This window comes from Rhodoferax sp. GW821-FHT07G04, assembly GCF_059418585.1.
In genome coordinates this window covers 231,252-250,384 of sequence record NZ_JBWKQD010000005.1, presented here as the reverse complement: position 1 = coordinate 250,384, position 19,133 = coordinate 231,252, and the positions used below count along the sequence as shown (strand labels likewise).

General features: G+C 60.1%; 18 protein-coding genes. 6 read left to right on the top strand and 12 right to left on the bottom strand.

Going from position 1 to position 19,133, the window contains the following annotated elements:
• Nucleotides 1-131 precede the first annotated feature (131 nt).
• From AC07OO_RS22335 to AC07OO_RS22325, 3 genes are all read left to right on the top strand, one after another.
• Nucleotides 132-455 (top strand): ArsR/SmtB family transcription factor, encoded by a 324-nt coding sequence (locus AC07OO_RS22335; protein WP_495084353.1) that lies wholly within the window; start codon nt 132-134, stop codon nt 453-455.
• Between the two features lie 18 nt (nt 456-473).
• The gene (locus tag AC07OO_RS22330; RefSeq protein WP_495084352.1) at nt 474-1,919 is read left to right on the top strand and encodes a DUF2867 domain-containing protein; all 1,446 of its coding nucleotides are present in this window, start codon (nt 474-476) and stop codon (nt 1,917-1,919) included.
• Between the two features lie 154 nt (nt 1,920-2,073).
• Nucleotides 2,074-4,518, top strand: a complete 2,445-nt coding sequence (locus AC07OO_RS22325) for a bifunctional diguanylate cyclase/phosphodiesterase (protein ID WP_495084351.1) — start codon at nt 2,074-2,076, stop codon at nt 4,516-4,518.
• A 22-nt stretch (nt 4,519-4,540) separates the two neighbouring features.
• Here AC07OO_RS22325 and AC07OO_RS22320 read toward each other — a convergent pair whose 3' ends face one another.
• A complete protein-coding gene (locus AC07OO_RS22320) occupies nt 4,541-4,840 on the bottom strand; it encodes a DUF2917 domain-containing protein (RefSeq protein ID WP_495084350.1) in 300 nt (99 codons plus the stop codon).
• A gap of 157 nt (nt 4,841-4,997) precedes the next feature.
• On the opposite strand from AC07OO_RS22320, the gene AC07OO_RS22315 reads away from it, so the two are divergent.
• Nucleotides 4,998-6,443 carry an aminotransferase-like domain-containing protein gene (locus AC07OO_RS22315; RefSeq protein ID WP_495084349.1) on the top strand — a complete coding sequence of 482 codons (1,446 nt, stop codon included), beginning with the start codon at nt 4,998-5,000 and terminating at the stop codon, nt 6,441-6,443.
• A 105-nt stretch (nt 6,444-6,548) separates the two neighbouring features.
• Here AC07OO_RS22315 and AC07OO_RS22310 read toward each other — a convergent pair whose 3' ends face one another.
• Genes AC07OO_RS22310 through AC07OO_RS22300 form a run of 3 tightly spaced genes read right to left on the bottom strand, consistent with a single transcriptional unit; the run spans nt 6,549 to nt 8,846 of the window.
• Entirely contained in the window at nt 6,549-7,688 is a 1,140-nt protein-coding gene (locus tag AC07OO_RS22310) for a GGDEF domain-containing protein (RefSeq protein ID WP_495084348.1), read from the bottom strand.
• A gap of 53 nt (nt 7,689-7,741) precedes the next feature.
• A complete protein-coding gene (locus AC07OO_RS22305) occupies nt 7,742-8,197 on the bottom strand; it encodes a DUF2269 family protein (protein ID WP_495084347.1) in 456 nt (151 codons plus the stop codon).
• 4 nt (nt 8,198-8,201) lie between these two features.
• Nucleotides 8,202-8,846, bottom strand: coding sequence for an NAD(P)-dependent oxidoreductase (locus AC07OO_RS22300; protein ID WP_495084346.1), 645 nt, complete (start codon nt 8,844-8,846; stop codon nt 8,202-8,204).
• Nucleotides 8,847-8,959: 113 nt separating this feature from the next.
• Here AC07OO_RS22300 and AC07OO_RS22295 point away from each other — a divergent pair, with 113 nt between their 5' ends.
• A complete protein-coding gene (locus AC07OO_RS22295) occupies nt 8,960-9,880 on the top strand; it encodes a LysR substrate-binding domain-containing protein (RefSeq protein ID WP_495084345.1) in 921 nt (306 codons plus the stop codon).
• A 22-nt stretch (nt 9,881-9,902) separates the two neighbouring features.
• On the opposite strand, the gene AC07OO_RS22290 is transcribed toward AC07OO_RS22295, so the two are convergent.
• Nucleotides 9,903-11,555, bottom strand: a complete 1,653-nt coding sequence (locus AC07OO_RS22290; RefSeq protein WP_495084344.1) for a C13 family peptidase — start codon at nt 11,553-11,555, stop codon at nt 9,903-9,905.
• A gap of 294 nt (nt 11,556-11,849) precedes the next feature.
• Between AC07OO_RS22290 and AC07OO_RS22285 the strand changes: the two genes are divergently transcribed.
• Nucleotides 11,850-12,677, top strand: a complete 828-nt coding sequence (locus AC07OO_RS22285; protein WP_495084343.1) for a transporter — start codon at nt 11,850-11,852, stop codon at nt 12,675-12,677.
• Nucleotides 12,678-13,176: 499 nt separating this feature from the next.
• Here the strand turns inward: AC07OO_RS22285 and AC07OO_RS22280 are convergent, their stop codons facing one another.
• The 7 genes from AC07OO_RS22280 to AC07OO_RS22250 all read right to left on the bottom strand — a co-directional run bounded on the left by AC07OO_RS22280 (nt 13,177) and on the right by AC07OO_RS22250 (nt 19,123).
• Entirely contained in the window at nt 13,177-14,478 is a 1,302-nt protein-coding gene (locus AC07OO_RS22280; protein ID WP_495084342.1) for a DUF8617 domain-containing protein, read from the bottom strand.
• A gap of 253 nt (nt 14,479-14,731) precedes the next feature.
• Nucleotides 14,732-15,157, bottom strand: a complete 426-nt coding sequence (locus tag AC07OO_RS22275; RefSeq protein WP_495084341.1) for a hypothetical protein — start codon at nt 15,155-15,157, stop codon at nt 14,732-14,734.
• Nucleotides 15,158-15,241: 84 nt separating this feature from the next.
• Entirely contained in the window at nt 15,242-15,682 is a 441-nt protein-coding gene (locus AC07OO_RS22270) for a hypothetical protein (RefSeq protein WP_495084340.1), read from the bottom strand.
• 92 nt (nt 15,683-15,774) lie between these two features.
• Nucleotides 15,775-16,224, bottom strand: coding sequence for a DUF4826 family protein (locus AC07OO_RS22265; RefSeq protein ID WP_495084339.1), 450 nt, complete (start codon nt 16,222-16,224; stop codon nt 15,775-15,777).
• A 139-nt stretch (nt 16,225-16,363) separates the two neighbouring features.
• Nucleotides 16,364-16,915 (bottom strand): hypothetical protein, encoded by a 552-nt coding sequence (locus AC07OO_RS22260; protein ID WP_495084338.1) that lies wholly within the window; start codon nt 16,913-16,915, stop codon nt 16,364-16,366.
• Between the two features lie 525 nt (nt 16,916-17,440).
• Nucleotides 17,441-17,890 carry a nucleoside/nucleotide kinase family protein gene (locus AC07OO_RS22255; protein ID WP_495084337.1) on the bottom strand — a complete coding sequence of 150 codons (450 nt, stop codon included), beginning with the start codon at nt 17,888-17,890 and terminating at the stop codon, nt 17,441-17,443.
• A 933-nt stretch (nt 17,891-18,823) separates the two neighbouring features.
• Complete coding sequence (locus AC07OO_RS22250) at nt 18,824-19,123, bottom strand: hypothetical protein (protein WP_495084336.1); 300 nt, start codon at nt 19,121-19,123, stop codon at nt 18,824-18,826.
• Between the last annotated feature and the right edge of the window lie 10 nt (nt 19,124-19,133).

Below are 19,133 nucleotides of genomic sequence, written 5' to 3'. Positions count from 1 at the left end.
TACATGAATTGCAGGGATCAACAGTTTGAGTTTCCCACCACAGAGAAGGGTTAATAACCTGCCCACCCATGCCCATTTGACACCACTGCGGCCTTTCCAATAAACTTATTAACGAATTAGTTAATAGTTAAATGACAGCCTCTCTCGACAAAATATTTGAAGCACTGGCCTCCAGCCCCCGGCGACAAATCCTGGCCTATCTGACTGAAAAAGAGCTCAGCACCACAGAGTTGGCCGAACGCTTTGCAATGAGCGCTCCGGCTGTGTCCCGCCATCTGTCCATCCTCGAAACGGCCGGCCTGGTAACCAGCGAACGCAGCGGGCAGTTTGTGCTCTACAAGCTCAACGCCGACAGCTTGGCCAACACCCTCACCTCCTACGCCTTTGAGTTGTGCCCCGTGGCCCGCCCGCTGAAGCGAGAGCGCGTCGTCCCCAAGACGCCAAAAACCGAATGAAGAGAAGGAGCAATACGTATGTTGAATCTCACCCAGGTTGTGGAAACTTTCCCATCGGTTCGAATCCCGTCAGAGTCAGGCGGGCTGGCGGTAGAAGTCTCTTTGATCGCCCAACTGGGCCATGGCGCGGGCAATCACCTGTTCGCCAGCGTTGCATCTCGGCAGCGGCAGCACGCATCGTTCATTGATGCGCTGGAGGAGCCCTCCGCCAAACTGGGTGGCACCAACTTCCCCAAGGGAGACCCGACCTCGCTGTATTCGTTTGTCGTGGGTCCACAAGGGCACCCCTTCCACCGGCACGCGGGGCACCGGGTGTTTACCGCGGTTTCGGGTAGCGGCGGCGCCCAACTGCGTTTCTCCAGCGCGTCGGACCAACACATCCAGCAAGACCCGCACAACTTCATCCGCGCACTGCGCTTCGTCAACATACCGCCCGACTGCCTGTTCACGGTTCGTTTCGGCGGGGAAACCTGGCACCAGTTTGCGCCACTGTCGCGCAATTCGCTGCACCCCGTTTTCTTTGCTCTGTCTTGCCACACCAATGAGCTCGGCGGGAATCTGTCCGACGACTTGAAGCAAACCGTATTGGCCAATGCCGCAAGCATTCCGGCACTGACCGAACTGCTGCCGCCCGACGTACAGGCACTGCTGCAGACCAAAGAGTTCCAACCCAAGGTGGTACCGACGACGACCCTGGCCTTGGACGCCCCAGCCGGAACCTTCCACCGCGTGGTCTGCAACACCGTGCGCGGCACTGCAGGCATGCTGCGCGGGTGGTGGGGCGCGTGGAAAGACGCCTCGGGCTCCCTGTCCTACACAGGAGCGGCGCGCAGAGTCAGAGAGCTGGCCGCCTTGCCATCCGATGCCTTATTGCACCAACAATTGCCATCCCTGCGCATCCACCACGACGACGCCTTCTGCCTGCGCTTGAGCGGGGCCAACTTTGCCAACACCAGCGCCACGCAGCTGCTGGGGGCGGTTCTGGAGGGATTTCTGCTCAATGCACCCAAGAGCGTCTCCAGGATGATGGCGGTGCGTAATACGCTGGTCCGGCCCCTGGGCTTGCGCCGCTCACCGCTGGGCTGCCCGGTGTCATCCCTGTTGTCACAAGACAAGAGCAATTTGTTTGCCCACCGCTACCCCGTCCTGGACCAGCGTGTGGATGCTGCAGACACCCACGCCGAGGTCATCCTGGGTGCCGACGACAAACATCTGTCGTTCCGCTCCGGCGTGAGCGTGCACGTTGTCGACCGCCACCATATAGACGTGATGCTGGGGACCCGCGTGCATTGCAAGAACCTGTTCGGCCGCTTCTACATGGCGGCCATCGACTATGGCCACCGGCACTATGTCTCGCCCACCATGCTGCGGCTGGCGGTGGAGTATGCGGTTGTTCAGGAGGAAGCCCCGCCGATACGACCAAGCCAAGCAGGCATCAGCAAGCAACTTCAGGCAGCGAGCTAAGGCCAACACCGCCGACACAGGCTCGAACCCAGTTTAACCCTGTAGCCCCCGTAAAATATACGCATATAGCTACTATATTCATAGCATATCAACACCCTGTCCGATAGTTGGTGTAGACTGGCTTGGCATCTGGAATGAAAGCCATCGCAATCCCATGCAGATCAGCAAAAGCCCCCTCAAAGAGCCGATTCAGCACGGGGCTTTGTCGCTGGGGGATGACCACGCGCCGTCCCTAACCCGTCCGCTGCAGATCACTGCACTCCTCATCCTGGCTTGGTGGGTGCTGGCCTGGGTGCTATCGGGGCACTATGTCCAGGGGCAGGTAGACGACGCGCTGGCCCGGGGGAACCAGAAGATCGGCAAAGACATCAGCGACATCGCTGCCGGGCTGGAGCACAACCTCGTCATCTTCCATGGTGTGCCCGCCATCCTCAGCCGCGACACCGCCGTACAACAGGTGCTCGCCCTACCCGCTCCCGATGCGGGTCAGCCGCCCTTGCCGCTGGCCCAGCGGCGTGTGCATTGGAGCAGCCTGCCCACATTGGCGCCGCTCAACGCGTTGTTGGCCGACACCGTCAAAGACATTCGGGCCATCAGCGTCATCTGGGTCATGAATCCATCGGGGGACTGCATTGCCGCCAGCAATAGCAACGCTGCGGAAAGTTTTGTCGGCATCAACTACGCTGATCGTGAGTATTTTTTGACCGCCATGCAGGGGCAGCCCGGCCAACAGTTCGCCGTGGGACGCGCCACCGGCATTCCCGGTTTGTTTTTTTCAGCACCGGTGCTGGTCAATGGCAAGGTCATCGGCGTCGTGGGCGGCAAGATCGATTTGCCGCACCTGGCCTCGTGGGTCAACCAGGCCAATGCCTTCATCACCGACAAATATGGCGTGATCATTCAGGCCCAGGACAAGCGCCTGGAGATGCACGCCCTGCCCGGCGCGGCGGTCGCCCAACTCAGCGCCAAACAACGCCAAGGGCGCTACCGCAGCGAGACGATACCCTCGATCTCCATCTCGCCAGAAACCTACCCTGCGGGCCTGGACTTGTACCGCCTCAACGACGACCCCGCGCCCCTGCTGATGCGCACCCGCGCCATAGCCAACGAAGACTTGAGCGTCACCGTATTGCAGACCGTACCCGCCTTGGCCGAGCAGATGCATGAGCGGCGTGCCTTGTTCCTGATCGCCTCGGTGCTGGGCAGCACGTTGATAGGCCTGATAGCAGGGAGCCTGCACTACCTGAGCAACCGCCAGCACACGCGACGCCAGCACGCGCACCAGCGCCAAATCGAATACCTGGCCAGCCACGATACATTGACCGGGCTGTTCAACCGCGCGGTCATCGACCAGATGATCAGCCAGGGCATTGCCATTGCCGCCCGCACCGGCCGCAAGCTCGGCGTGCTGTTCATGGACCTGGACATGTTCAAGAACATCAACGACTCCATGGGCCATGAGGTGGGCGACCTGGTGCTGAAGGAAGTGGCGCAGCGCCTGCGCGCGGCAGTGCGCGCGTCAGACCCGGTGATACGCCACGGCGGCGATGAGTTCGTGGTACTGCTGCACGACATCGATTCACCCGATGACGCGGCCCGCCTGTCGACCACGCTGCTCAAAGCACTGCGCGCACCGTTTGTGGCCCAGGGCATGACGCTGAATTTGTCCGGCAGTCTGGGCGTGGCAATCTACCCGGACGATGGCGACAGCGCCTCCATGCTGCTGCGCAATGCCGACTCCGCGCTGTACCGCGCCAAGGCCGCTGGCCGTGCCGATTTTTGCTTCTACCACGCCAGCATGAACGCCGACACCATGGCCCACCTGGCGCTGGAGAATGAGTTGCGCCAGGCGCTGGCGGAAGGCCAGTTTGTGCTGCACTACCAGCCGCAGTACTCGCTCGAGAAGAAACGTTTCATCGGTTGCGAGGCCCTGGTGCGCTGGCAGCACCCCACGCGCGGCCTGCTGCCGCCCAGCGAGTTCATCGTCGCCACCGAGAAGTCGGGGTTGATCGTGCCTTTGGGCCAGTGGGTGCTGGAAGAAGCCTGCCGCCAGGCCAGCGCATGGCGTACCGAGGGCCTTATCGATTTCCCGGTGGCGGTCAACCTGTCGGCTATCCAGTTCCGCAAGCCCGGCCTGGTGGCCACGGTGCGGGCGGCGCTGGATGCCAGCCAGCTGAGCCCCCACGGCCTGGAACTGGAGCTGACCGAAAGCGCGCTGATGGAGAACACCGACTCGGCGATGCAGACCCTGTGCGGGCTCAAGGACATGGGCGTGGCCCTGTCCATCGACGACTTCGGCACCGGCTATTCCAGCCTGGCCTACATCAAGCGCTTCGAACCCAATGTGCTGAAAATCGACCGCAGCTTTGTGCGCGATGTCGACACCGACGCCAACGATCTGGCCATCGTCAACGCCATCATAGGCCTGGGGCACAACCTCAACTACCGGGTGATCGCCGAGGGCGTAGAAACCGAGGAGCAGATGGTCCAGCTGCAGCAGATGGGCTGCGACGAGATCCAGGGCTACTGGTTCAGCCGCCCGCTGCCGGCCGCCGAGTTTGCCGCCTTTGTGCGCAAAACCCAGCAGGGACTCGCGTGAACGCCAAGCCCCTGCATTCGGTCTAAGCGGTAGCCGCCACCGGTAGACGACCCTTGAGTGGCGTGGGTCTGGCAGGCGCCACCGGCGGCGATGCATGGCTGCTGACCGTCAATGTGGCTGCGGCGTCTGCGCTGATCCACGCCTTGGCATGTACCGGCACTGTCCAGCGGTCATGGGCCTTGAGCCACACATCTCGGCTATGGCCTTCCAGCGTCAGCCAGATGCAGCCCTGGCCCACCTGCACCATGTCGCCCGCTACCAGATTCAACGCCAGGGTCTGCGCGCTGTGCAGATGGAAGTGTTGTGTTGGGCTGTATGGCATGGTGAACTCCTGTCAGTAGTGGATGTCAACGGGCACTTGCCTATTGACGCTGTCAGTGTAAAATTTGTACCAATACAGTACCTATACAGTTAGCTAGATAGTTAAGCAAACTGGCCAGGTATTTTTACCAATACAGATCACGCCGGTACAGATGCCCATGGCCCTTACGGAATCAACCGCCCTCGCCCCCACAACGACGCTGGCCGAACAGATCGTGCAGTGGGCCACGCACCGCATCCAGGAGCAGGTGTTTCGCCCCGGCATGCGCATGCCCTCGGTGCGGCAATTGGCAGTGGACCGCGGGGTTTCGCGCTTCACCGTGGTGGAGGCCTATGACCGGCTGGTGGCGCGCGGCTACCTGCAGGCACGCCAGGGCTCGGGCTTCTTTGTGCGCGAACGCGCCAGCAAACCGGTGCGTCGCGCCAAGGCCACCACCCCGCCGACGCGCCCCATCGACATGGGCTGGCTGATACGCAATATGCAAAGCGGCATTGCGGCCGACATGTCGCCCGGCTTTGGCTACCTGCCACCCGAGCTATGCGGGGGCGACCTGATGCGCGCCGGCCTGCGCTCGGTCTCCACCACCATGGGGCTGCAGCTCTCGCACACGGCGCTGGCGCAGGGTTATGCGCCGTTGCGCGAGCAGATCACCCGCAAGCTGGAGGAGATGGAAATCTCCAGCACCGCGGCGCAGATCCTGACCACCTCTGGCTCCACGCAGGCGATTGATCTGGTGGTGCGGCACTTCTTGCAAGCTGGCGACACCGTCATCGTGGGTGACCCTGCCTGGTCGGCCCAGCTGGCGTCCCTGGCCATGGCAGGAGTCAACGTGGTGGGCATGCCCTACACGCCCGCCGGGCCGGATGTGAAGGCGCTGGCCGAGCTGGTGGCCGCACACAAACCCAAGATGCTGCTGATCAACACCCCGCTGCACAACCCCACCGGCACGCTGCTGACTGTGGCCGCCGCGTACCAGATCCTGCGCATCGCCGAAGCCCACGACATGGTGGTGGTGGAAGACGATATCTACGCCGACTTCCTGCCCAACGGCGTGCAGTATGCGCGGCTGTCCAGCCTGGACCAGCTCAAGCGCGTGGTCTATGTGGGCAGCTTTTCCAAAACCCTGGTGCCGGGCATTCGGGTGGGCTATCTGGCAGCCAGTGCCGAACTGGTGGAGACTTTGGCCGGGCTCAAGCTGTTGACGTCATTTGCCACACCGGAGATCAACGAGCGCATCGTCTACCAGACGCTGACGCAGGGCAGCTACCGCAAGCACTGCCAGCGCATGCATGCCGCACTGGAGAGCCTGCGTGAGCCCGCTTTCAAACGCTACGAGGCCATGGGGCTGAAGGCGTTTTGCCGGCCACTGGCAGGCTTTTTGGGTTGGTTTGATGCCGGGGTGGACACCGCCAGTCTGGCGGCCATAGGCCTGGAAGCCGGTTATCTGCTGGCACCTGGCGCGATCTTCTCACCGCAGCAAACACCCAGCACCTGGATGCGCCTGAACGTCGCCACCAGCCAGAACCCGGCCATGCTGGAGTGGATGGCCAAGACGCTGGATCAGTTGCGCGCACAGCGGAGTCAGGCACCTACGCACGTCTAGGGACGCAGCGTGGGGGCCAACAAATCCGCGCCGGGCCGCCCCCAAGCGGATTTAGCCCCCTCGGGGGGCAGCGACCCGCGCAGCGGTGGAGCGTGGGGGTCATATCTATTCTGCCGTCTCGACGCGGTTGCGCCCCTTGGTCTTGGCGCGGTAGACGGCGGCATCGGCACGGGCGATCAGGCTGTCTACCGTGTCATTGCCCTGGGAGTTGGTCGCCACACCAATGCTGACGGTGCAGTTGGGTTCCGCATTCGGCGCGGCACACGCGGCGCGTATGCGCTCAGCCACACCCAACGCCTCAGACAGCGATGTCTCTGGCAGCAGCACCACAAACTCTTCCCCACCGAAGCGGCCCAACTGATCGGGGCGGCGCAGCAACACATTCACCTTGCGCACAAAGTCCACCAGCACGCGGTCGCCATGCTGGTGACCGTGCGTGTCGTTGACGACCTTGAAGTGATCCAGGTCCATGATCATCAGAGCCATGCTGTGGCCGTGGCGCTGGCTGCGGTCCAGCTCGATGCTGCAGACCTCGTTCATATGGCGGCGTGTCAACGCATTGGTCAGCGAATCATGGCTGGCCAGGTAGGCCATTTCGGTGTGCATGCGCTCCGCTGCCAACAACACGTTGCTGACCGAGAGCAGCAGGATGAACACCGACAGTGCACTCAGATACACCAAGTGGTGTGGCGAGTTGTCGTAGATATCGATGCCCACCGGCAGGATCAACGCCGTCACCAGGCGCATGCTGACGATGGCACACATGCAGAGCAGCACGCCCATGGTCAACAGTTTGGCGAACGAATCCATCCCCTGTTTGCGCAACAGGTTGACGAAGGCCACGAACAGGCACACCGACAACGCACCCGACACCCGCAGCCGCGCAGCGTAATTGGGCGCACCAAACGTGAACCACATCTGCACCGCCGCGGTCAGGACAATCAAGGCCACCCAGGGCCAGTAACGCGGCGTCTGGCCAAAGAAGCGTTGCGCGCCCACGTAGCCGAGGAAAAGCCCGGTCGGGAACAGAATGCGCGGCAGCGTCATCGACACAAAGTTGGGAAAGGTGCCCAGGCCAAAGGCTAAGGTGCTGCCCACCGTGACCAGCAGCAGCGCCACGCCCCATTCGCCCAGACCCTTGATGCTGGGGGGGTAGCTGCGCTTCAGCGAGAACATGATCAGGGCCATGAAGCTGCTCATGACACCTGCCAACAGGACGACCGTGCGGGGGTCTATTTGCGGCATGTGCGGGTGGATCGTCCTGTCATGCGGACATTATTGCACCGCGCTTTACAAACCTATACGCTGCGGGCCACCATCCAGTACAAGGGTGGCAAGGCCACCACAGTCGCGGCGACTCCGACAGCGCCCCAGATACGGGTCAGCCGCCGGTACTCGGCAGGAATGCCGTTGCGGGCCGTGCGCAGTAGCCGCGCCTGGCGGATCTGTATCGGCACCAGTACCGCCACCCACAGTGCACCCGAAAGGCTGAAGGCCACATAGCTCCAGCGTATCCAGTCGTTGGCCAGCACACCACCATGGCGGCCCGCCATGGCATGGCCACCGATCAGTAGCAGCGCAGCGCCCACGGCGGTGAACAGCACATCGGTCAGATTGACCAGCCGGGTCGCGAAGCGCGCCACCGCCAGTTCGTCGGATCGATCTGCCATCGCCTTCCAGACGCCGCTGACGATGATGTTGCCGATGAACAGGCAGACACCCAGCAGGTGCAAGGTTTTGAACAGGGTTTGCATGGTCTTAGTGCGCCACCGTGAAGCGCTTGCGGATATGGCGTGGCGCTTCGATCTCGTCGACGATGGCCACCGCAAGATCGGCCGTCGAAATACCAGCGGGGTGCTCGCCCTGCCCTGGCATCACATCGTCCGCACCCAGGCGGTACTTGCCGGTGCGGGGGCCGGGTGCCAGCGCGATGGGGGGCGAGACAAAGCTCCAGTCCAAGGCCGAACCGGCCACCATCTTTTGCAACACGGCCCGTGCCGCCAGGGCGCCCTGCTTGTACGCGGCGGGGAACTGCGGCGTGTCGACCAACTGCATGCCGGGCGCTAGGTACAGGCTGCCCGCACCACCCACCACCAGCAGGCGGCGCACGCCCGAAGTCTGCACACCGGCTTCAATCGCCTCGCTGCCTTGCAAAAACAGTTCGTAGATTTTGGCCTCACCCCAGCCTGGGTTGTAGGCGCTGACGACCGCGTCGTGCCCGGCCACAGCCTGGGCAACCTGCTGGGAGTCCAACACATTGGCTTGTACGACGCTCAAGCCGGGTTGGGCTTCGATCTTGCCGGGATTGCGCGCCAACGCTGTCACCTGGTGGCCCCGCACCAGCAACTCGCTCAATACGGATGCGCCCACAAAACCGGTAGCGCCAATCAATGCAATTTTCATACGAAGCTCCTGTGGAAGAAAGAAGTCTCTAGTATCATTACTTCACAAAATACTAAATAGACAGTATTTTTTGCTATTACTTTGAAGTAAAACTAATCAATAGAGCCCAAACCATGGACCAACTCAAGCGCATGGCCATCTTTGCCGAGGTGGTAGCGGCCGGCTCACTGACAGCAGCAGCCAAGCAGTTGGACATGACGCCCTCGGCCGTGAGCCAGCACCTGCGCCAGTTGGAACAGACCTTGGGCCTGGCCCTGCTACACCGCTCTACCCGGCGCCTGACACTGACCGAGGCCGGCGAGCGCTACCACGAGGGCTGCGCGGCCATGGTGGCAGCCGCACGCTCGGCCGAGCAGGCCTTGGCCCGGCTGCGCGACGAGCCCGAAGGCGAGCTGCGCCTGACCGCCCCCATAGGCTTCAGCGGCGTGCTGGCCCAGGCGCTGGCACCGCTGCGCCGCTTTCCCAAGCTGTCGCTCAATCTGCTGCTGGATGACTCGGTGATGGACCTGATCGACGGCCGTGTGGATATCGCATTGCGCGTGGGCACGCTGACAGACTCTGCGCTGGTAGCCCGCAAACTGGGCGACCTGGGCTTGCAGCTCTGCGCCGCCCCTGCCTACCTGGCCGCACGCGGCTGGCCCACACACCCGCGCGACCTGCTGCAGCACGACTGGCTGGCCACCAGCTCCCGCAGCCCCAACGGCGACATGCTGGAGCTGCGCGGCCCTGCGGGCGAACACGAGGTCGTGCGTCTGGAGGCCCGTGTGCGCGCCACACAGGTCAGTGCACTGCACGCCCTGTGCGTGGCGGGCTGGGGCATCACCGTGGGTGTCAGCGATGAGGACCGCATGGCCCTGGCCGATGGCCGCCTGGCGGCCGTGCTGCCAGGCTGGAAGATGGCGGACATGCCGCTCTACGCCATCACCCAGCGCCGAACCGAGCAGCCCGCCAAGGTGCGCCACGCGCTGGACCTGCTGGCCAGCCACTTCAGCCAGGCTGCCAATCTGGTGGGCGTAGGGCGCGCCAACCCCTAGCCCAGACCTGCTGGGCTGGGCCCTACTTGCCGGCTTGCGCGCGCCAACGTTGCAGGTAGGCCTCTACCACCGGGTTCGTGGCCATCTGCGGTTCGGAATGGTCGTTCTCTTCAGTATTGCTGACCTGCTTGAAATCGTTGTCCTCCCACTTCTGGACCAGTGACTTGGCGCTGTGGAAAGCATCGGTAAACGACGCACTGGTGCGCAAGGACTCCTTGAAGAAGGCCCGCCCGAAGTAGGTGAAGTCGTTCTCGTCCGCACAACCAAACGAGCGCCGGTCCGGGCGCGACGCCGTGATCACCAGCGTGTGATCGTCCTGCAGCGGCGCAATGAAGCCACCGGAGTAGCAGGCCGAGACCACGATCACCTTCCAGCGGATGCCGGACTCCTTCAACACAGCGGCCAGATCTTGGGCGCCCAGGTTGCGCAGGTTCATGCCATCCTGGTCCAGCGTCAACTGGTGGTCCGCCGAGCCATGGCTGCTGAGGTACAGAAACAGGATGTCCTTGTCTTTGTCCATGCGGCCCGCCATACCCATGATGCTCTCGCGAATGCTGGTCTGCGTCGCCATGGGCAGTTGCGACACCGTATTGCGGCTATTGGCCAAGATCAGCGAATGCCCGCGGGTGCGGAAGTCGCGGTCAAACTGCGTTTTGACAAATTCGACCTCGCGGTGGAACACCTCTTGCCCGCCATCACCCGCCACAGCCAGCAGGTAGAGGTTGATGGCATCCGGGTTACGCGGCGCCAGTGCTGCCAGCGCCCCATCCAGCAGCGCACGCTGGCTGTACAGCGCCGTCTCCACATTGGCCAGCATCTTTTGCGCGGCCTCCTTGTCCTGGAAACGCCCATAGCGCCAGATGCCGGTCTTTTGGGTGGCACCATCCTTCTGCGGCTTGGCATAGGTCAGCGTGCCCTCGCCGTCGAACAGCCCTTGCGAAAACGCACCCTTGTATTCGTCGCCATTGGCCAGCGTCAACACGCCCTGGCCCTCGTAGGCCCAGCTCTTGAATTCGCCGACAAAACGCATGCCGTCCTTGCCTAGCATGCGGCCCGGGCCATTCAGCGCGCCGTCTATGAAGCTGCCCACATAGACATTGCCGTGTGCATCGGTATAGCTGCCTGCACCATGGGGCCGCCATTTGAGGAACAGGCCTTGGTGCTGCACGCCGTCGGGGCGCTTGTAGGTGCCAGTGCCGGTGAACTCGTTCTTGTCGAAACTGCCGGCATACGTCTGGCCATCCGCCGCGGTGAAGACCCCATAGCCCTGAAACTGCCCCTGCGCGAAGTCGCCCGCATACCTGCGGCCATCCGGATACTGGATGGCACCGCGCCCCGCAAATCGCCCAGCCTTGAAATCCCCCTCATAGGCCTCGGTCAACCCCGTCAGCTTGCCTTTGCCTTCAAAGAGACCGTTGACGAAGTCGCCCTCGTACCGCAGGCCGCCGTCCCATTCCACCCTGCCATGGCCTTGGCGCAGGCCCTGCACTAGCGGGCCGTAGTAACGGCCTCCATCGGGCGTTACCGCATCGGGCGGCGCTACCGGGCTCTGCGCATGGGCTGCCAAGGGGTTGAGCGCGCATACGCACAGCAGCAACGCCAGCCGCAAGCGTGCGTGGCGCGGAAGTGGACGCCCAGAGGGCCAGTTTGCGGAGAGAAAACGTGGGGTAGTCATCGAAGTTTGCTATCGGTAGGGGCGCTGCGCGCAGCGGCATGTGTACGCAGGCGCATGGATGGGCTATCGTACCCTGGCTCTGTCGCCGGGCATTTGAAAGGCAATAACTACACAATTGATAGCACTATAGGCTTATTTCACGAGGGCTAGTGGCCAGTTTCCCTTCAACGCCCTTCCAACATACCTATATTGGGGTTTATGAAGCCCTATTGCGACCGCATACGACCACAATACAGGTCCACACTGCACAGCACCGCGTTGACGCGCCTATGGCCACGGCTTTACCATGGCTGCATGACGACGACCCACACCACCCTACCCCCCCGGCCCACCCCTATCGCCACCTTGCTGGCGGCCAGCCTGTGCACCTGCGCCCTGGCGCTGCCTCTGACCGCCCATGCCGCAGATGGCGACGACGCTCCCAGCGCCACCCCGTTTCGCCCCACCGTCACCAGCGGGGCCAGCATCTCGGCGCCCGGTTGGCTGGAGCTGGAGTTTGGCGGCCAGCGCCAGGGCGGCAACGGCTTCGATGCGCGCAACAGCTGGCCCTATTTGCTGAAATACTCGCTCAACGATCGTTTCGCGCTGCTGGTCGGTGGTGACAGCTACGTGGAGACCACACCCGCCCAGTCCGCCCTGCTCAGCGGGCGCGGCGACACCACGCTGACGCTCAAGTACAAGGCCGCCGCCATGCCGGAAGGCATGAGCCTGGGGCTGGAGACGACCATCAAATTCCCCACTGCAGCCGTCGGCCTGGGCAGCGGCGAGCGCGACTATAGCCTTAAAGGCATTTATGGTTTCGACATGGCCAACGGCTTCCACATCGACACCAATCTCATGGCCACCCGCCTGGGCAGCGTAGGCCCCGACCAAGGCCAGTACCAATGGACCTGGGCCGCCTGCCTGTCGCGCCAAGTGGGTGAGGCCTGGACTTTGGCCGGCGACCTGTCCGGCACCAACCAGAACGGCGCCCCCTCCACCGCCCAATTCCTGGCCGCCGCCAGCTACGCGGTCAACAAACGCCTGGTGGTAGACGCCGGCTTTGCCAGCGGGTTGAACAAGGACACGCCGCAGTTCACGGTGTTCGCGGGGCTGACGGTGCTGATTGGGAAGGTGAACTGACTTCGCGTTTTTTCTTGCGCACTTGAAGAACGGATGCCTGCCCACAGTTGGTCGGGCACATATGTTCAATTTTCTTCACCCCCAGCCCGTTGTCAGCCGAAAGCCCGTTGCCGAGATGGTTGTGAGGCAAGAGGTTCGGAAGCAGGTGGCGGCTGGGACAGTGCTTGTGGCTAAGCCTGATGGGGAGCGACCGGCTTTAGCAGGAACGGAAGTAGAAGTCGCTAGTGAGGTCAATGCTTCGAAGTCGCCTTCAGACGCTTAGCTGACTTTGGCTTCGCTCCAAAGCGGGCGCTCAAACACGGGTTTAACCGTACCCTTTACCGCCGCACAGGTCAGTTGCGACCGGGTGGCGCAGACGCACTTGTGCGTCTGCGCCGAAAGACCTGTTGGAGGATGCCTAGCTCGCGCAACCAGAATGACCAGCGCGAACCAGGGCCGTGTTCTATTGGCTGCGCACCCAGAGGCCGCTTCCGACGAAATGGCTAACCTTCCAGAGGTTTCAAAACTTGACCATTGAATCGTGACTAACGTGTTCAGCGCCAAAGCTAGCGTCAAGAACCCACACTGCTGGTTCTCCGACAAAGTAGGTGTGAAAGTCTTCAACCTCGATACTAAAGACGCGTTGCCGGAAATAATCGGATTGTTCACCGAGCGCAAAGCTATTAGGGCTGTAATCCTCAATCCCAGTGACTTGGATATTTCCACCCCGCAAGTCAACATGGGGCCCTTCGCACGTTTGCCCGTCATACGTCCAACCAACGTTTGGGGTTTCCGTTGTGAGCAACCTGGTCATCTTGTATGAGCACGCTAGGGTCCCGTTTTTCAATTCGATTGAACAGCCATCTGATGTCAAAGTGTCGACGCTTGCCCAACCTACACGTTGAACAAAAATTGGATTGTTTCCAGTGACTACCAAGTGGTGCAAGGTAGTTTCGCCGCTAACAAAATATTGCAACAGCCATACCTGTTGATCCTCGTGCACAAGGGTCTGAAGCAGCCGCTTGTATGCCAGTTCACCATTGGTCGCTGGCCGTGAAAGCACCATATCACCAACACAAAGCTTTTCGATTGGGACCATGCCCTTATCCGTGTGCACTAAAGTGCCTGCAACAAAACGGGAACCTATGCTCACGGGAGCCACATGAACCTCCTCATCTGGCCGATACGTTTTGAGCTTCGGTGGTAAAGTTTCATTGAGTGGAAGACTTAGTGAAGCGGCCGAGGAACCCGTCACTTGATCAAATTTCTTCATCCACAATTCGTGAATTTCCATCCTCATCTGCTCTGTGCGATCTATGCCTTGAGGATGTTCTTTGGAATACTCGATCGTCGTTCCACTGGTCCCCGGCGGGGGCTCGGGTTTCTCGCCTCGCTCAAGCGCAGCATGGTAATTGGAGAGCCGGTCCATGTGATCACCACGTTCACTCCAGTAGGCCTCTGTACTAGCTTTTACGGTCGCCTTCACTTGATCGCCAACCCACAATTTTTCAGAAAGGACAGACTTAGATGTTTGTTCGAACTCTGGCTTGAAGCAGTGGTACGCACCAGCTGAGTCGGCGACATAGATGCGTCCACATTCAGAACATTGGTGAATGTCCCGTAAGCAGTGCCTTGTTAAGGCAACCATGGCGTGCCAAATCTCATCCTCATCCCCTTGGAATCGCCTCGGCGGCACTCCACAGGCGCTAAGAGTGTCGAGATACTCTTCCCACTGCATGTCAGGGATGAAGCGTGCTTTGGTTGGGTGGCGGTCAGAATTGTCGGTGATTCTCGCGCCACATTGGCATCCTATGCTTGACATGTTCCCTCCAAGGATTTGGAAATTTGGCGCTCGACGGAAGTGACAGGCTTCACGCGTTGCGCGAGTTCAGTATGGAAAGGCGGCGTATATCAAATTGGGCCACGGGCCTGGACGTCCGCTTCCGCCCCGATGCAGAGACGATATCAGACGCATAGCAGACTTCAACATTGTTCAAAAGCAGTCGTCACGTTGGAGTTAAGCGGACCCGATGCAGGCGAACGCCTGCTGTAGTGGTTCCGCCCTGACTGACCTATTAAGTTGCATCGCCAGCCTTTCCAAGCAACCACTTGTCAACAATGCCGGCGACGAAGAAGCCAACCGCTCCAGCGATGAAGAAGGCACAGAACGAGTACCCCACAGCGATTGCGTTCACCCTGAGTGAGTACCAGCCAAGCAAGCCTAAGGAAAGGCAACCCCAGAAAACCATATTTGGTAGGTTGACGTACTCCGACACCTTAATCCACCAAGACGGGCTCTTTCTACCGTTCATGCAGTGACTGACTAGCGCCAGGAATGGCGGGCCGAATAAGCCGAAGCAGACCACAAGAGTGAAGTCCAACTCGCGCCCGGCCGGCGCGAATTGATGGATCTGATCTGGAACCATCAGGCCCTGCGGAACACCCTGAATTAAGCCGAGGACCAAGGCGTTGCGCTCGGGGTGACGAAGAAAGTCTCTCATGCAATTTAACGTGAAGATGACCGGACCACAGCACGTCGTGGCGAAGCCGTTTTCTGCTGTTGTGGGTCCATATCGATTGAAATGTCATCCCTCAGTGGCACCATCCACGATTTCAATTTCATTCTCGGCCGCCCACACGCGTAAAGCATCACGCACTCCTGCAGCTTCATAGGTATACCAGTCTTCCAGGCGACCGCGCTCTTCAAGCAAGTCCTTGAACTGTGCATATGCTCCTGCCCTTGCGAAGAAACTCTTTACCAGTTCATGACTCTCGGGAATCGATTGCTGCACGAACGCCAGCGCAAGGTTTCGACCCAAGTCTAATTCCTTCTTACTCGGAACAGGAAGGTACAGAGTCTCGTCGTCCACATCTTCAGGCGGATCTTCACCTTGGTCATCGAAGTCAGTAACCAGCCAGATTCGCCCTGATGCGCGACTCACATACGCTGCATTTTCATAGGGCCCCGTCGCGCTCACCCAATCAAAGGCGTCCATGAGTTCCGAGAGTTTGACGCGCGCGGTCATTTCAGCTTGAGGAACAACTTTGAAGATGGCCGGACAGCAATAGCTGCGGTGAAGCCGCGTCCTGAAGACGCGGGTCCGTGACGAACAACCAGTTAGCCGTCGCAGTCATTCCAGGTCGAGTCGTCATTGGCGAATTGTAGGAGTAACGCTGCGCGGCGTCGGAGAAGGTCACCCAACTCGGGCCATCGGTCGGGCCTACCAATTGTGGTGTGCGGGTGTGGCTCTCCGCGAAGCATGGAAGAGGAGACCTCTGCCCACTGCTGCGCAAAGTGGCGCATAGCCTCGCGTGGATGTTCGGCATCGGCAAAGCTGAGATAGTCAGTAGGACAGTCGCCACTAATGGTCCACCATCCCATGCGACCCGGAGCCGCAAACGACTCGATGGCTAGGATTGCGAGATAGGGCTGAAGATGCCAGGCAGGCCATTCGCCAACCTCCCCATGCCTGACTCCCTCGCGTCCAAGGTAGTCCGCCACAGTTCGTCGCTGATCGGCCACCCAGGCTTCTTGCGATGCCTCATCGAACTTGTCGTCAGGTCTCATATTGATTCGGTTTCGGTGAGCGCCAGCGACGGCTAACGTCGGCCGTGAATGGGCCGCAACGGCACACTCAGAATTGAAGAATGGCGACCACGACCGCCGCCGTTGTGGGTCCATTTAACGAATCTGTTAACCCCCAACGTCATTGTTCATCCTCCGCCCTCAATGGTGAGTAGGACCACTCGAAGGCGTTAAGCACAGCAGACGCTTGTTGATCGAACTCTTGCCTGTAGTGGTGCTGGTGGGGGACGGATACGTTTATCACTCCATTCAAGAAGCCAATGGCTCTGAGCTCAGACGAAAATTTCTCAATGAGGCCGTAGGCGAAAAGCTGGTTATGACGGTCCCATACGACCGTGGCACCATCAGCGGCAGAATGCGCCCAAATATCGAACCGAGCATCTGAAGCCAGAAAACCGCCAAATTCTTTCAAAAATCCACGAAGTTGTTCGATCGAAACTGGTGGACTTTGGTATCGGCCCGGGTCTGCTTCGCCTCTCGGCGTGTGAAGCACATAAAGCAAGAAATAGGGTGGCTGCATGCACGCAATCAGCCGCTCAAATGTGACCGCATCACCGCCAGGAATGCCGCCCACGATTTTCGGGCTTGCGTTGCCTTTCGCGACTATTGAAAACATCGGCGCGTATGAATGGGGCACCCACTCTCCAACAACTTGATGCGACAGCTTGTGCATTTGGGGTTTAACGTCGACCGTGAATGGGCCGCAACGGCGCACTCAGCATTGAAGAATGGCGACCACATTGGCCGCCGTTGTGGGTCCGTTCGACGAACCTGTTATACGGAATTTTTCGGCTAGCCACGAAGTTTTGTACCTCGCCAAGTGTTGTCAATTCTTCTGTCAAGTGGCAGAACGACAACTAAACCAAGCACCCAATACAACGTAAAAGCCCAGGCAGAACTTGCACCAAGAAAGCTTGCAAAAGTTAATGCCAATACCCCCGGAAAGAGCCACAAACCGAGAATACTTAAATAGTACTTGAACGTATGAGCCAGTCGAAATTTGGCGGAGCAATTTTCGCAAGTATGTCTACCAAATGGGGATAGAAAATACCTTCGCCAAGTTAATTCGTTTTCTGCGTTGCAACTTGGACAGATCATTGATATTCCGTATAACGTGAAGATGACCGGACCACAACAGTTGCGGCGAAGCCGCAGTCCTGCAGTTGTGGGTCCGTGCTGATTGACATGTTAGCCGTCACTATGGCTCCCACACAACCTCATAGTCCGGCGAGACACTTCGAGGGTGCGACTGACGATACGTCGCGAAAAGGCCTGCCCACGTGTGACTCCCCTGGTGGCCCGTGGCTGACACGCGAATAAGAATGTCCGCAGCCACATTGGCGCTTGCCAATGACTTCAGTACGAACAACCCTTCCACAATCACTGGCCGGTTGCGTTCGTGGCGTGCGGCGACGAGCCGACTCAAAAGTGCCGGGTTCGGGATCGGTTCGCTTGCATTCGGATCGAATAGGACATCCATTTCGATGCAAGGCATGCCCGTCTGCCACGAGAGAAAGCGGGCAAAAGGTGACTTTCCGGCACCGTCCACGCCGTCCACTGCAATCGTCAGCTTCCGCCAAGGAATTAGTTGCGGCTGCAGCCAGCGAAGTGCAGCAAGAAACTCGGGTGCAGGCTCGCGGTAGTGCATGGCTAACGTTCGACATAACCGGCGGATTGCGGCTTGCCGCAAGACGTCCGGTTGATGGAGAGGTTAGGTGCAACGAATGGGCACCAACCGGGGCGACGCTGAATGAAGCTCACCAGGCGCTCAGGCCGAGGCCAAGAGCTGCAGGTGAACAGGGCTGCGACTTGCTTCATTTCAACAGTGTTGTGGCGCCTGAACCGACGAGCGGGCACGCCCACACTGACCGCCGTGGGTGAACGAAGGCACAGGACTGCCTGGCCAAGCGCGACGACGGCGAGTTTTGCACGGAAGAAGGCCGGTTGACAAACACGCTGGCCGCGGCGACGAGGCGACCTCAGTGAACTCGGCAACCCGGGAGGGAAGGCGAGGCATTTTGGCAACCGATCGATCACTGGTACGGTTCCTTGGCGTGGTGGCCTGCAGCGTCCGCCTCACCGCACACCTAACGTAATGTAGACCGCAGAACCTGCGGATTAATCTGGGCGCTGCGGGATAATCTGGACATGAATTTCTCCTAAGAGTGGCTTGGGGCCTTGCTTGCAGCGGTTTTACCTGAAATTTATACAGGTATAAAAATTCCGACAAACCCCGCAGATTGAGATTGCCAGATTCTAGGTGCCAACGCGCTAAAAACAGGCAATTGGGCCGGCTTGGTGAGCGACCGCTTCCTCCCCAAAGCTGATATGCGCGCGCGTCTGCTTTCGCCCCGCAACGGCAGTCGCGCTACGCACAGTCATCATTACTGAATGAGGCAACAATCAACCTAGGATTCATTCGGAATCTCACCCGTGCTCTGCCCCTCTTGCGGAAAAAACCAGCAAACTTCTTTGGAGAAGTGCGAAAAGTGCGGTGAGCCGCTAGCTGTTTCTCAAGAAAGTGTGTGGATGCAATCCATTGGCCTATTGGTGCAGCCATTGGCAGGTGGATGTACCGACCTTAACCCCTCCGCGCGCCCTCTTCCCCCTGCACCACCCGCATCACACCCGTGCTATGCGGCGCAAGGCCAAAGGTGCGGATGTTCCTTTTGAGGCTGGCGGTGTCCAGTTCGTTCCAGACCAGGCCACAGTCCAGGCAAGCATGGGAGTGTTCGTCTTTGATGAAGACCGGCTTGCCGAGCATGGCCTTGAAAAAACCGCGCAAGGGGTAGAACCGTGCCGACTCTCCCAATGAGCCGCGCACCACTTGCTTGCTGCTACAGCGCAGGCAATACATGCCGCGCACTGCTTTATCAACCATTCAAAAAACT